Here is a 13,521-nt window from a genome sequence, read left to right as displayed (position 1 = left end):
CGGGAATGCCGGTCTCGGCAAAGTTGCCTTCGAGATCGAGGCCCGGCGTCACGATGGTCGACTTGATCGGGTCGAGCATGTTGAAGCCGTCGGCGAGGTCGCCGAAGCCGTGCCAGTTGCGCGGCGAGTTCTTGTTCTTGCCGCGCTTGGAAGATTGGCCGTCCTTCTCGCCCTTCATGATCCAGTCGTCGGCGCGGCCGATGCCTTCGTCGACGAGCTTCTCGGGGCCCCAGACCTTGAACCACCACTCGTCCTTGCCGAACTCTTCCTCGACCTTGCGCATGGCGCGGCGGAAGTCGAGCGCTTCGAGGATGCTCTCCTCCACCAGCGCGGTGCCGCCGGGCGGCTCCATCATCGCGGCGGCCACGTCGCAGCTCGCGATGATCGCGTACTGCGGGCTCGTGGACGAGTGCATCAGGTAGGCCTCGTTGAACAGGTCCCGGTCGAGCGCGCGATTCTGCGAGTCCTGCACCAGCACGTGGCTGGCCTGGCTGATGCCGGCGAGCAGCTTGTGCGTGGACTGCGTGGCGAACACCAGCGAATCCTTGGGCCGCACGCGGCGCTTGCCCATCGCGTGGTAGGCGCCGTAGAACGGGTGAAAGGCGGCATGCGGCAGCCAGGCTTCATCGAAGTGCAGCGTGTCGACGTAGCCGTCGAGCATGGTCTTGATGGTCTCGGTGTTGTAGATCACGCCGTCGTAGGTCGACTGCGTGAGCGTCATCACGCGCGGCTTGACCTTGTTGGGGTCCACGTCGGCGAGCAGCGGGTTGGCCTTGATCTTGGCCTTGATGGCGCTCTGCTCGAACTCGCTCTTCGGGATCGGGCCGATGATGCCGAAGTGGTTGCGCGTGGGCTTCATGAACACCGGAATCGCGCCGGTCATGATGATCGCGTGCAGGATCGACTTGTGGCAGTTGCGGTCGACCACCACCACGTCGTCGGGCGCCACCGTGTGGTGCCACACCATCTTGTTGCTGGTGCTGGTGCCGTTGGTCACGAAGAAGCAGTGGTCGGCATTGAAGATGCGCGCCGCATTGCGCTCGCTGGCCGCCACCGGACCGGTGTGGTCGAGCAGCTGGCCCAGTTCTTCCACGGCATTGCAGACGTCGGCGCGCAGCATGTTCTCGCCGAAGAACTGGTGGAACATCCGGCCCACCGGACTCTTGAGGAACGCGACGCCGCCCGAGTGGCCTGGGCAGTGCCAGGAGTACGAGCCGTCTTCCGCGTAGTCGATCAGGGCCCTGAAGAACGGCGGCTGCACCCCTTCGAGATAGCTCTTGGCTTCGCGGATGATGTGGCGCGCCACGAACTCGGGCGTGTCCTCGAACATGTGGATGAAGCCGTGCAGCTCGCGCAGGATGTCGTTCGGGATGTGGCGCGCGGTCTTGGTTTCGCCGTAGATATAGATGGGCACGTCCGCGTTCTTGCGCCGCACCTCGCCGATGAAGGTGCGCAGGTTCAGCACGGCCGGATCGAGATCGGGGCCGACGGTGAACTCCTCGTCGTCGATCGACAGGATGAAGGCGCTGGCGCGGCTTTGCTGCTGGGCGAACTGGCTCAGGTCGCCATAGCTCGTGACGCCCAGGACCTCGAAGCCCTCGCTTTCGAAGGCCTGCGCGAGCGCGCGAATGCCGAGGCCCGAGGTGTTTTCGGAGCGGAAGTCCTCGTCGATGATGACGATGGGGAAGCGGAATTTCATGAGCGGGGCTCCGGACAGGCAATGAGGCGCGAAGTGTACGGAATTCAGATGAAGGATTTGGTCAGCCTGTTGCAAGACATTCCAGCGATGGCAACAAGAGCCGCCGCACCGGTGCCAGTACCCCTACGCTGGACAAGCGCATGGCGCGATATGCCTCAGAATGGCGCGCATCGAACAAGCAAAAAAGAGGAGTTGTCATGGCGAATTCCACCATCTGGTGGCTGATAGCGGGGGCCGCCATCGTGGTCGAGTTGCTCTCGGGCACGGTCTACCTTCTCCTGCTGGCCGCCGGCTTCGCGGCTGCCGCCATCTCGGCGCACCTGGGTTTCGGCACCGTCACCCAATTGATCGTGGCGGCCGTCATCGGCGTGGGTGCCGTGCTGGCCTGGTATTCGATCCAGCGCAAGCGCCCGCGGGCGGCGCAAGCCGGCACCAACCGCGACGTGAACCTCGACATCGGCGAAAGCGTGCACGTCGAGGCATGGAACCCCGACGGCACCGCCACCGTGCGCTACCGCGGCGCCCAGTGGACGGTGGTCCAGCGCGCAGGCCATGCGCCCAGCACCGGCGAGCACCGGGTGGTGGAGGTGGTCGGCAGCCGCCTCGTCGTCGACAAGATCCAGTAAGTAGTCAGCGCACAGAACTCGAAATCTCGGAAAAAAGGAAGAGCACCATGGAATTCTCGGTCCCCCTCATCATCCTGGTCATAGCGATCATCTTCATCAGCCAGTCGGTCAAGTTCGTGCCGCAGCAGAACGCCTGGGTGCGCGAGCGCCTCGGCAAGTACCACGGCACCATGACGCCCGGCCCCAACTTCCTGATCCCGTTCATCGACCGGGTGGCCTACAAGCACAGCCTGAAGGAAATCCCGCTCGACGTGCCGAGCCAGATCTGCATCACGCGCGACAACACGCAGCTGCAAGTCGACGGCATCCTCTACTTCCAGGTGACCGACCCGATGCGCGCGAGCTACGGCTCGTCGAACTACATCGTGGCCGTGACCCAGCTTGCGCAAACCTCCCTGCGCAGCGTGATCGGCAAGCTCGAGCTCGACAAGACCTTCGAGGAGCGCGACGTCATCAACGCCCAGGTGGTGGYCGCCATCGACGAAGCTGCACTCAACTGGGGCGTGAAGGTGCTGCGCTACGAAATCAAGGACCTGACGCCGCCGAAGGAAATCCTGCTGGCCATGCAGGCGCAGATCACCGCCGAGCGCGGCAAGCGCGCACTGATCGCCGCCTCCGAAGGCCGCCGCCAGGAGCAGATCAACATCGCCACCGGCGAGCGCGAGGCCTTCATCGCCCGCTCCGAAGGTGAAAAGCAGGCCCAGATCAACAACGCCCAGGGCGAGGCAGCCGCCATCACCGCGGTGGCGACCGCGACGGCAGACGCCATCGAGCGCGTGGCAGCGGCCATCGAGAAGCCCGGCGGCGCGCAGGCTGTTCAACTCAAGGTGGCCGAACGCGCCGTGGATGCCTATGGCAAGGTCGCGGCCGATTCCAAGACCACGCTGATCGTGCCGAGCAACATGACCGAAACGGCAGCACTCATCGCCTCGGCCATGCGCATGGTTCAGGCCGGCAAACCCTCGAATCCGACCTGAGCGACTGCTATAATCGAAGGCTCGGAGCGGTGGATGAGCGGTTTAAGTCGCACGCCTGGAAAGCGTGTGAGGGTTAATAGCCCTCCGCGGGTTCGAATCCCGCCTGCTCCGCCAAACTATGGCCCCAGTAGCTGCCCAGCTACTGGGGCTTTTTTGTTGCCTGGCCCGCTCGGGTCAGTTCCTGGGTGGCATGCCCGCCGTTCGAGCTGGAAGAGTCCCGGCGTCTGCGCATTGCTGCGTCGCGCGGTGTTGCCGTGACGCCGTGCGGGCGCCCGCCTCCCCCAACTCCCAGAACACGGAGACCATCATCGCCAACCCCTCTCGCACCACCGACAAGGGCAGGTGCTCGTCGGGCGCGTGCTGGCGACAGCCCGGATAGGAATGCGGGATCCATACGGTAGGCAGCCCGAGGATTTTCGAGAAGGCGTCGTTCGGCACCGTCCCTCCGAGATTGGGCACCACGGCGGGGGAGGTGCCGGTCACCATCCCGATCGCGTGTTTGGCCCAGCTCACCCAAGGGCTGGCGGGATCCAATCGCGTGGCTGGCGAGCCTCGTTGCATCCGTACCTGGACATCCTCGAAACCGGCCTCATCCAGGTGCTGGCGCACGATGGACTCGACACGTTCCCAAGCCGTTCCGACCACGAAGCGCAGCTGGCAATGCGCCCGGGCAGAAGGAGGAATGGCGTTGGCGGGCTTGGCCGGATTTCCGGCGTGCAAGGTCAGGACCTCCAGGGTGTTCCACCCCAGCAGGCGCTCCGCCGCCGTCATCCCCGGCTCTCCCCAGTTTTCATCGATGGTCCTGCCCAAGCTCCGGCTGTCGACCACGAGCAGCGACAAGGCTTCGCGCACAGGCTCCGGTATGGGTGGCGGCAGCAAGCCCGCAACGGTGATCCGGCCACGCCCATCCACCAAGGACGCGATGGCGTTGGCAAGAACCACCGCCGGGTTCTTCATGATCCCTCCCCAGTTCCCGGAATGCAGGCCTCCCTCGCGGGGAGCGCATTCCAGTTCAAAAAGAACGTGGCCACGAGAACCCAGGAACAGGGTCGGTTGATCCTTGCTCACGCGAGGACCGTCGGAGGCGATGAACACATCCGCGCGAAGCGCATCGCGATGCTGCGTGCAGACCTGCCGCAGCCCCGGCGAACTGCGCTCCTCGCCGAGTTCCAACAGCACCTTGACATTGAAGCCGAGCTGTCCGCCCCGAGCCACGATGACTTCGCGCAGGGCGGCCATGTTGATGGTGTGCTGTCCCTTGTTGTCCGCCACGCCGCGCCCGTACCATGCGCCGTCGCGCTGCGTGAGCAGCCAAGGGGAAAGCCCAGGTGCCCATTGATCGTCGTAACCGGGTACCACGTCACCGTGCCCATAGGTCAGCATGGTCAGCGCATCGGGTGACTCCGTGCGATCGGCCAGCAGAAACGGCGCACCGCCAGCCACGGGGTTTTCGAGATAGCGGCAGACGAACCCCATGGCTTCGAGGTCTGGCTGAATCGCCTCCTGGAGATAGGCGAGCAATTCGTCCGCGTTCGCATCGCCCAGGCTCACTGAACGGTAGGCGACGCGACGCGCAAGCTCGCGCTCGAAACCACCGTCTTCAAAATAGGTCCTGGTCTGTTTCAAGGCCGCGTTCTTGCTCATCGTCTCGTCTCCATCAAAGCCCCATCGGCGACAGTTCGGCACCCGACACTCCAGGTGCGCTCATCCGATCGTCACTGCGCCCATACGGCAGTCAGCGAACGGATCGACGTCAATGTCCGGAACCGAGAAAGCTGGTTCGCCAATGTCGCGTAGGCCTGCGGCGGCATCAGCGGCGAACAGCATTGCTCCAGCTTCTCCAGCCGCTCCTGGTCGTTGAACGGATCCTGGATCAGGCCTCGCGCATACACACGCTGGGCTTCGAACACGGCGTCGTTCTTCAACGTGATCTTGACGACGTGAGGCGGACGCTGGTCGGGATCCCTGGGCTCGTCCTCGAACGCGCGGGCGCGCATGGTTGTCAGGCCCAGCAGCTTCCTGACCGATTCGCGGCGCACCGCCTCCGGCGTGAAGTCCGTGAGAGTGACCTTGTCTTGCAACAGAACCAGCGCCACGTTGTAGTTCAGGGAGAAGCGCGCCTGGAATTCATCTTCGGGGTCGTCGTAGCGAAGGTTCTTCCGATTGCTCGCGCCGACAAGCACTTCCACGGACCGCACGTCGTCGGCGCTGAACCCATGCACCTTCTTCAAGTCGAGGATGCAATCGAGAGCGTTGTGCGCCGAACCGCAACACGCGTGGCGCTTGGGCGCCAAGCCGTACTCCTCCAGCGCCAGCGGCTGGTCGAGTTTCTTGAGCGGTTCTTCCCAGCCTCTGGGGGCCGGGCCGCCATACAGTGCCAGGAAGCCCTGCGGATCTTCGAGCGCCTCCGGATTTCCCTGCAGGCCGGCCGCTCCCAGCGTCACGGCAAGGACCGCGTTGGACGCACCCATGCCGCATTGAAAGGACTTGGCCTCGGTGCCGAACTGCGCCTTGTTGCCGGAGGCCATGCTGACGGCCAGACTCATGGTCGCAACGGTCGACGCCTTGTCCATTTTCAGCAAACGGGCACAGGCGCCCGCAGTCCCGATGCACCCGACGGTAGCAGTCGGATGCCAGCCGGCGAAGTAGTGCGACCGGTTGACGCCACGCCCCAAGACGGCATGCAGTTCCAGGCCGACGATGAACGCGTCCAGAAGCGCTGCACCGCTGGCATCGATCTCCTCGCCCAGCGCGAGCAGCGCGGGCACGAGAATGGCGGACGCGTGCGTCAGTGCTGGATAGAAGTTGTCATCGATCTCCAGCACATGGGCGGCTGTTCCGTTGATCATGGCCGCCCATGGCGCCGGGACCTTGCGCGACGTACCGACCACCGTCGCCCCTCCCCTTCCCCACCGTGCCAAACCAGCACCGACCTTGACGCTGACCGGATCGACGCTGCCGGCGACGATGCAGGCGATCGTGTCGGCGAACGCATGCTCGGCGCGGGACAAGGCGACATCGGACCAGCCATCGCCACGCGTGACGATCCAATCCGCCAAAGTTTCCAGAGTGGACATGCCAATGTGCTCCAGGCAACAAGGCCCGTTATTAAAGAAAAGTGATGAGATAAGCCGGCGTTGCCTGGCGTCAGTCAGCCTTGGCGCCAGACTTCTTGATGACGTCGGCCCATTTCGCCCGCTCTCTTGCAACCCAGCTCGCGAACTCGTCGGACGTTCCGCCAACGGTCTCGTAGCCAAGCTCGCGCATTGCCTTGACGACCACGGGATCCTTGAGGGATTCGTTGAACGCCGCATTGATTTTTTTGGCAATGGCCGGGGGAAGGCCGCGCGGCGCGACGACGCCGGACCAGGCAATCACCTCGAAATTCGGAATGCCCGACTCGGCCACCGTCGGAATGTCGGGCATCAACGGCGACCGCTTCAGGCTCGTGACGGCGAGCGCCCTGAGCTTGCCGCTCTTCGCGAGCACCATGCTGCCGGCCAGGTTGTCGAACACCATGTCGACATGCCCTGCCATCACGTCATTGACGCCGGCCGGGGCCGTCTTGTACGGCGCATGCACGATGTCGGTGCCGCTCAGGCTCTTGAACAATTCCGCACCGACGTGGCCGGACGTGCCGTTGCCGGCAGACGCGTAGGTCAGCTTCCCGGGGTGCGCCTTGGCGTAGTTGATCAACTCGCGCACTGACGTGACAGGCAGCGTCGGGGAAACGGAGAGAAGGTTTGGCGTATGACCGAACTGCACGATCACTTGCACACGTTCGGCCGCAGCACGGGAATCCTTGGACAGTCCAGGGCTGATGGCCAGCATCTGAACGTTGCCATGCCCCACGGTGTAGCCATCGGGCGCCGCATTGGCGATCGCCTGCATCGCGATCAGCCCGCCCGCGCCCACCCGGTTGTCGATCACGAATTGAGTGCCGAGGCGCTTGCCTACGTCCTGCAGCAACATGCGCATGAGTGAGTCCGGCCCCGAACCGGCTCCCGCGCCAAGCAGGTACCTGATCGGCCTGTCGGGATATTCGGCCCAGGTTGCGCTCGCAGCCAGAAGGCCGATCGCGGCCACGGCCAGCGAACGGCGCAAGCTTCCGAAGTGAATAAAAAGTGACATGAAGGCATCCTTTCCAGGCTTTTCAGCGACCGGCTAGAGTTCATTGGTCATCGAGAAAACTCATAGTTACCACCGATGAGATCGATGACAAATTTCAGGTCTCTCAACAGACAAGCCTCGATGCTACGAACTCATCGCTAAAGAAACAAAGGATGAATTTTGTGGAAAGCATTAGTAAAATCGATGCATGAGCTCTTTGCCTTCGATGACCGCGCTGCGTTGCCTGGATGTGAGCGCAAGGCTGCTCAGCTTCACCCGCGCTGCCGAAGAAATGCATCTGACCCAAAGCGCCGTCAGCCACCACATCCTGTCTCTGGAGCGCCAACTCGGCGTGCAACTCTTCGTGCGCCGGCGCGCAGGACTGGCGCTGACTTCGGCAGGACGCACCTACTGGAACGACATCGCGGCCATGCTGCGTCACCTGGAGCGCGCGACAGAGAGCATGATCGCGACCCGTGGGCGCGGCGGCGCGCTCAACCTCTCGGTGGCATCCAGTCTGGCCAACTATTGGCTGATGCCCAAGCTGCACGCGTTCGTGACCACGCATCCGGATATCACCCTCAACCTATCGACGCGCGTCGGCCCCATCGACTTCGCAATCGATCAAGAGGATGCATCGATCGAGTTCTGCGCTGGAGCGCGGGACGGGGTCGAGGCCTTGCTGGTTCTTCCGTTGGTCTTGCGCCCCTACATCGCGCGATCGGCTCTTGATCGGTTCACGAATGGCGCGTCGCTGCGCCGCGTCGCACAGAACAGGTACCCGACCAGGGACCAGCTGGCCGAATTGCTGCGTACACATGCACTGATACGACGCGTCACGGTGCTTGAGGCCTGGCCCGGCTGGCTGCAGCAGTCTGGCTTGACAGAGGCCGTCCCGGAATCTCATCTGGTCGCCGGCCCGTGCTACGCGCTGCTGTCCATGGCACTGAACGGCGCCATCGGCGGGCTGGGTATTGCCCTGCTTCCGGACTACATGGCTTCCAGTGCCGAACACGCAGGACAACTGGCTTGCCTGAGCAAAGAGCGTTGGGTGGCGCCCCGGGCCTACTACCTGCGCTGGCCATCCTCGCGACCCGAACTGGAAGCGCTCAAGAGATTCTCGACATGGCTGGGGACGGTCTGACCTCGAAGTCGTCACAAGCACTTGGGCTTCTTTGTCGTCCGGATGGCCAGATGATGCGTTGCTCTACAACAACTGAGGGTCCTGCCCGCGGGCACTTTCGTCTGACGGTACGATCCAAAGGTTCTAATTTCAAGCCTGCAGAAGGAGCCTCAATGGCCGGACAACCCAAAACCACGTCGCGCGGCACGACATCGCTCGACGAGACGCTTGAAAAGAGCGCGCAGGTGGCCGCCGATGTGCAACGGGCATCGGACAACCTCGCCGTCGTGAGCACGGTGCTCGAGCAGGAGCTGCCGGAAGAGGTGCAGGTCGGCGAAGTGGCTCAGGCCATCGAGCAAACGAGCCAGCTCGAGGAAAAACTGGCCAAGTCGGCGGAGAAGCTGGCCGAGGTGAATGCCGCGCTGAGCGAAGAGATCGAGAAGCGCCTCGAGGTGACGGCCGAGCGCGACGAAAGCCAGGCACTGGCCGAGAGGCTCAAGGCGAAGATCCGCTCCGAGAGCTCGGACTGACCGGCCACCGCTCCGATCCCTCTGTCCATATCCTTTCTCCTACGCTGAAGCGGCGTGCGGCACGCTACGCTATTGGTTCTCACAGCAAAACCACGGCATGGCCCTCATCACGTTCCTCGTCGAGGACAACAAGACCATCAGAGACAATCTGGTCCCGGCACTCGAGGACCTGGTCAATGGCCATGTGGTCGGCTTTGCCGAAACCGAATCGGATGCGCTCGCCTGGCTCGCAGCCCACCCCGACGATTGGCAACTCCTGATCATCGACCTGTTCCTGAAGGAAGGCTCCGGCCTGGGCGTGCTGGCCGGCTGCAAGACGCGCTTGGCAAGCCAGCGGGTCGTGGTGCTGAGCAACTACGTGACTGCGGACATCCGGGCGCGCTGCGAAGCACTGGGGGCCGACGCGGTGTTCGACAAGTCGCGCGATCTCGACGCCTTCATCGAGTACTGCAACACCGACCGCCCCTCGGGCCTCGCCGCGCTCTGACGCCGCTTTGCAGCGGCCCATGAAAAAAGGGCCCGAAGGCCCTTTTCTCTTTTGCGGACAAAGCCCGCGCAGTTGCCAATGCGATCAGCGCACCACAGCGATCTGCGTGCGAGCACCACCCTTGTAGGTGTACAGCGTCAGTGCACCATTCTTGATGTCGCCCTTTTCGTCGAAGGCGATCGGACCGGTCACGCCCTTGTATTGCAGCTTGCCGACTTCCGGCAGGTACTTGGCAGGGTCGGACGAACCAGCCTTGACCATGGCTTCGGCCAGCACGTTGACCGCGTCATAGACGTACGGTGCATAGATCTGCACTTCGACGCCGTTCTTGGCCTTGAACTTGGTCTTGAAGTCTTCCAGCGGCTGCTTGAAGTCGCCGTCGACACCGCCGGCTTCGGCGCAGACCACCATGTCTTCACCGATGGCGTCGCCAGCCAGCTTCGGCAGTTCACCGGTGCAGAGGCCGTCGCCACCCATGAACTTGACGTTCAGGCCGAGCTGCTTGACCTGCTTGAGCATCGGGCCGCCGACGGCGTCCATGCCGCCGAAGAACAGAACGTCGGGCTTGGCGGCCTTCAGCTTGGTCAGGATGGCGTTGAAGTCGGTCGACTTGTCGGTGGTGAATTCGTGGCCCACGATGGTGGCGCCTGCGGCCTTGGCCGACTTCTCGAATTCTTCTGCAACGCCTTGGCCGTAGGCCGTGCGGTCGTCGATCACGGCAATGTTCTTGCCCTTGAGCGTTTCGACAGCGTACTTGCCCAGCGTGCCGCCGAGTTGCGTGTCGTCGGCCACCACGCGGAACGTGGTCTTGAAGCCTTGACGCGTGTACTTGGGGTTCGTGGCCGACGGCGAGACCTGCGGAATGCCGGCGTCGCTGTAGAGCTTCGAAGCGGGGATGGTGGTGCCCGAATTCAGGTGACCGACCACGCCGTTGACCTTTTCGTCGACCAGCTTCTGGGCAACGGCCGTGCCTTGCTTCGGATCGCCTGCATCGTCTTCGGGAACCAGCACGAACTTGGCAACCTTGTCGCCGATCTTGAGGCCCTTTGCATTCAGGTCTTCGATGGCCATCTTGGCGCCGAACTCGTTGTCCTTGCCGAGGTGGGCAATCGGACCGCTGGTCGGACCGACGTGGCCGATCTTGACGACCAGGGCATCGGCCGGAGGCGCTGCAGGTGCAGGAGCCGCCGCCGTGGGCGCCGGCGTCGCGGCGGGCGCAGCAGCTTCTTCTTTCTTGCCGCAAGCCACAAGCGTGATTGCAGCCAGTGCGACCGCAGTCCATTTCAATTGCATGGGAACCTCCAGAACTTGGATGAAAAGAATAAAAAACCGGTCGTGTGATCCGGGCGCGCAGTCCTCGCAAGTTTCGCGCCGCAGACCAGCGGCACCCTCACGCCATTCCGACCTGCGGCGCAGTTTAGCCGAGGATTTACGCTCCGGAAGCTGGCGTAGACCCTGTGTTTTCCGAGAGTTCGGCGGCCATCGACWCGATCACCAAAGCACGCAGAACGGCCTCGATTTCACCGCGCAGGCGCGGCACCATGTCGTCGAGTTGCTGCTGCACCGCAGCCGACACCGCATCGCTCAATCGCTCTTCCAGAGAAAAGTCGACGCGCTGCAAAACGCGATGCAGAAGCTGTTCTTCGAGGCTGACGATTTCCGCCTGCGAAAGCTGCGCCGCAGGCGGAAGTGCAACGGCGCTGGCCGGATCGGGCTGGGGTGGCGATGCATCGGCCGGTGCGCCATGCGGTTCGAGGCTCGCGGGCTCCGCCGGAATTTCAAGCACCGTGGTCAGGGTGGGAACGAACCGGGGCGGCGTGCGCAGCGTACTGGCCATCAGGAGGCGCTCCTTGCGAAATCGTGCGGCTGGATGGTGTAGCCCCGGTCGGCATAGTGGCGCCAGCGCGAGCGGCCGATCTGCCGGTCGTTGGATTCGTCGCTCACGATGTCGATCAGGCGCTCGAAGCGCTCGAAACCGGCCGGCACGTCGAGGCCCAGGTTCACCAGCATCTCGCGGTGCGGCAACGATGCCGCATCGGCACCTTCCGAAGAAAGAATGACGGGCGAGCGGGCGACCAGGTGGGCCTGCGCATCGCCTCGGCAATGCGCGACGAAATCGACGGGCGACAGCTGCCAGAGTGCGGCGTCCACCGCGTCGAGCATCTGCGGATCACCGACCACCACCACGCGCAGGCCGCGTGCATTCACGGCCTTGCGAACGAGCCGGCAAGCGTAGTTCAGCTTGTCCGGCGCATTGAAGTGAAAGCCGATTTCCGTCACTTCGCGGACCGGGCCTTTCGGACCGGGGCACCCGAGATCTTCTTGGACTCTGCCTTGCGCGAAGGCCTGGACGGTGCGGCCTTGTCGGCCACCCCATGGCGCRCACGTGCCGTCAGGTAGGACACCAGAAGGCCCACCGGCCGCCCGGTCGAGCCCTTGGCCGCCCCGCTCTTCCATGCGGTGCCTGCGATGTCCAGATGCGCCCAGGCGAAGTCGCCGGCAAAGCGCTGCAGGAACTTGGCCGCGGTAATGGCACCGCCGGCACGGCCTGCGATGTTGGCCACGTCGGCGAAGTTGCTCTTGAGGCCTTCGGCGTAGTCGTCGTCGAGCGGCAGGCGCCAGCAACGGTCTTGCGATTCCTCGCCGGCCGCCTCGAGCGCTGCTGCCAGCGTCTCGTCGCTCGCGAACAGGCCGCTGCGCACGCCGCCAAGCGCCACCACGCACGCGCCGGTGAGCGTGGCGATGTCGATCACGGCAGCGGGATCGAAGCGCTTGGCGTAGGTCAGCGCGTCGCACAGGATGAGCCGGCCTTCGGCGTCGGTGTTGAGCACCTCGATGGTCTGCCCGCTCATGCTGGTGACCACGTCGCCGGGCTTGATGGCCTTGCCGTCGTTCATGTTCTCGCACGAGGGCACGAGGCCGATCACGTTGATCGCGGGCTGGATCTCGCCGAGCGCACGGAAGGTGCCGAGCACGCTCGCGGCGCCGCACATGTCGAACTTCATCTCGTCCATCTCGGCCGCGGGCTTGAGCGAAACGCCGCCGGTGTCGAAGGTGATGCCCTTGCCGACCAGCACCACGGGCGCCTCGTCCTTGGGCGCGCCGTGGTAGCGCAGCACAATGAAGCGCAGGGGCTCGGCCGAGCCCTGTGCAACTGCGGAAAAGGAGCCCATGCCAAGCTTCTCGACTTCCTTGGGCCCGAGCACCTCGCACTTGATGTTGGGGAGCTTGGCCAGCCCCTTGGCGGCTTCGGCCAGCAATGTGGGCGTGGCATGGTTGGCGGGACGGTTGCCCCACTCCTTGGCGAGTTCGATGCCCAGCACGGTGGCGCGAGCTTCGTCGAAAGCCTTGCCCACTCCGGGCGCATCGGCCACGCCGAGGGTCAGGTGGCGGATGCTGCGCGGCTCGGCCTTCGACTTGGTGGTCGTGTAGACATAGCTGGCATCGGCTGCGGCCGCGACCGCGCTGGCCACGGCGGCGCCGTCGGCCGGCTGGGCGAATACGATGACGGCACGCTTGGGCTGATGGGCCTTGGCCGCATTGACCGCTGCAATGACGCCGCTGCGCACCGACGCGGGCTTGCCGTCGCCGATGGCCGCAAGGACGACGCGGGACGCCACCACATCGTCCGGCCGGTAGAGCGCCAGCAGCTTGCCGGCCTTGTCGGGCAGGTCGCCGGCCTTGCGGGCGCTGGCGGCCAGCACGGAAAGAGAGTCTTTGGAGGCGATGGGAGCGCTGCCGACGAGCACGATGAGGACATCGGATTTTTCGGCCGCGGCCTGGGCGATGGTGAGGGGCTTGAGTTGAAAGTCCATAATCCTTTTTTTCCTCGAACGATGTTATTCCATTCTTCCCTACGCAAGGAGCTGTCCCGCAGCTTCGGAGCGACCCTCGTGGTTCTGGTCACCATCGTGATGACCATGATGCTCATCCGTACCCTCGGGCTCGCGTCCAAGGGCAGTGTGAACC

The 13,521-nt window shown here is 64.0% G+C and carries 13 protein-coding genes, 1 tRNA gene and 1 pseudogene; 7 read left to right on the top strand and 8 right to left on the bottom strand.

What is annotated here, in order from left to right:
* A partial coding sequence (locus AC1DXX_RS31675; RefSeq protein WP_478138167.1) for an Orn/Lys/Arg decarboxylase N-terminal domain-containing protein occupies window positions 1-1,699 on the bottom strand: 1,699 nt, incomplete at its 3' end.
* A 197-nt stretch (window positions 1,700-1,896) separates the two neighbouring features.
* Here AC1DXX_RS31675 and AC1DXX_RS31670 point away from each other — a divergent pair.
* The 3 genes from AC1DXX_RS31670 (at window position 1,897) to AC1DXX_RS31660 (ending at window position 3,416) form a co-directional block, all read left to right on the top strand.
* A complete protein-coding gene (locus AC1DXX_RS31670; RefSeq protein ID WP_478138166.1) occupies window positions 1,897-2,325 on the top strand; it encodes an NfeD family protein in 429 nt (142 codons plus the stop codon).
* A 47-nt stretch (window positions 2,326-2,372) separates the two neighbouring features.
* Window positions 2,373-3,302, top strand: a complete 930-nt coding sequence (locus tag AC1DXX_RS31665) for an SPFH domain-containing protein (RefSeq protein ID WP_478138165.1) — start codon at window positions 2,373-2,375, stop codon at window positions 3,300-3,302.
* Window positions 3,303-3,325: 23 nt separating this feature from the next.
* Window positions 3,326-3,416: transfer RNA gene (locus AC1DXX_RS31660), tRNA-Ser, on the top strand.
* 60 nt (window positions 3,417-3,476) lie between these two features.
* On the opposite strand, the gene AC1DXX_RS31655 is transcribed toward AC1DXX_RS31660, so the two are convergent.
* The 3 genes from AC1DXX_RS31655 to AC1DXX_RS31645 form a co-directional block, all read right to left on the bottom strand.
* Window positions 3,477-4,946, bottom strand: coding sequence for a M20 family metallopeptidase (locus AC1DXX_RS31655; protein WP_478138164.1), 1,470 nt, complete (start codon window positions 4,944-4,946; stop codon window positions 3,477-3,479).
* Between the two features lie 71 nt (window positions 4,947-5,017).
* On the bottom strand, window positions 5,018-6,379 hold the full coding sequence (locus tag AC1DXX_RS31650; RefSeq protein ID WP_478138163.1) for an MmgE/PrpD family protein: 1,362 nt from the start codon (window positions 6,377-6,379) through the stop codon (window positions 5,018-5,020).
* 70 nt (window positions 6,380-6,449) lie between these two features.
* The gene (locus tag AC1DXX_RS31645; RefSeq protein WP_478138162.1) at window positions 6,450-7,433 is read right to left on the bottom strand and encodes a Bug family tripartite tricarboxylate transporter substrate binding protein; all 984 of its coding nucleotides are present in this window, start codon (window positions 7,431-7,433) and stop codon (window positions 6,450-6,452) included.
* A 187-nt stretch (window positions 7,434-7,620) separates the two neighbouring features.
* Between AC1DXX_RS31645 and AC1DXX_RS31640 the strand changes: the two genes are divergently transcribed.
* From AC1DXX_RS31640 to AC1DXX_RS31630, 3 genes are all read left to right on the top strand, one after another.
* Window positions 7,621-8,556: a LysR family transcriptional regulator gene (locus AC1DXX_RS31640; protein ID WP_478138161.1), complete on the top strand. Its 936-nt coding sequence runs from the start codon at window positions 7,621-7,623 to the stop codon at window positions 8,554-8,556.
* Window positions 8,557-8,708: 152 nt separating this feature from the next.
* On the top strand, window positions 8,709-9,065 hold the full coding sequence (locus tag AC1DXX_RS31635; RefSeq protein ID WP_478138160.1) for a hypothetical protein: 357 nt from the start codon (window positions 8,709-8,711) through the stop codon (window positions 9,063-9,065).
* Between the two features lie 97 nt (window positions 9,066-9,162).
* Window positions 9,163-9,552, top strand: coding sequence for a response regulator (locus tag AC1DXX_RS31630; protein ID WP_478138159.1), 390 nt, complete (start codon window positions 9,163-9,165; stop codon window positions 9,550-9,552).
* A gap of 84 nt (window positions 9,553-9,636) precedes the next feature.
* On the opposite strand, the gene AC1DXX_RS31625 is transcribed toward AC1DXX_RS31630, so the two are convergent.
* The 4 genes from AC1DXX_RS31625 to AC1DXX_RS31610 form a co-directional block, all read right to left on the bottom strand.
* The gene (locus AC1DXX_RS31625) at window positions 9,637-10,845 is read right to left on the bottom strand and encodes a branched-chain amino acid ABC transporter substrate-binding protein (RefSeq protein WP_478138158.1); all 1,209 of its coding nucleotides are present in this window, start codon (window positions 10,843-10,845) and stop codon (window positions 9,637-9,639) included.
* Between the two features lie 136 nt (window positions 10,846-10,981).
* Window positions 10,982-11,389: a hypothetical protein gene (locus tag AC1DXX_RS31620; protein ID WP_478138157.1), complete on the bottom strand. Its 408-nt coding sequence runs from the start codon at window positions 11,387-11,389 to the stop codon at window positions 10,982-10,984.
* Entirely contained in the window at window positions 11,389-11,832 is a 444-nt protein-coding gene (locus tag AC1DXX_RS31615) for a DNA polymerase III subunit chi (RefSeq protein WP_478138156.1), read from the bottom strand. Before AC1DXX_RS31615 ends, AC1DXX_RS31620 begins: the two co-directional genes overlap by 1 nt.
* Window positions 11,829-13,367 (bottom strand): leucyl aminopeptidase, encoded by a 1,539-nt coding sequence (locus tag AC1DXX_RS31610; protein WP_478138155.1) that lies wholly within the window; start codon window positions 13,365-13,367, stop codon window positions 11,829-11,831. The genes AC1DXX_RS31615 and AC1DXX_RS31610 overlap by 4 nt, the downstream gene beginning before the upstream one ends.
* Window positions 13,368-13,388: 21 nt before the next feature.
* On the opposite strand from AC1DXX_RS31610, the pseudogene AC1DXX_RS31605 reads away from it, so the two are divergent.
* Window positions 13,389-13,521: pseudogene (locus AC1DXX_RS31605) on the top strand (LPS export ABC transporter permease LptF); the annotation flags it as partial.

The sequence above is a fragment of the Variovorax sp. P4_B10 genome, from assembly GCF_056402375.1.
The sequence above is the reverse complement of the archived record's forward strand: the minus strand, read 5'-3'. Positions and strand labels throughout refer to the sequence as shown.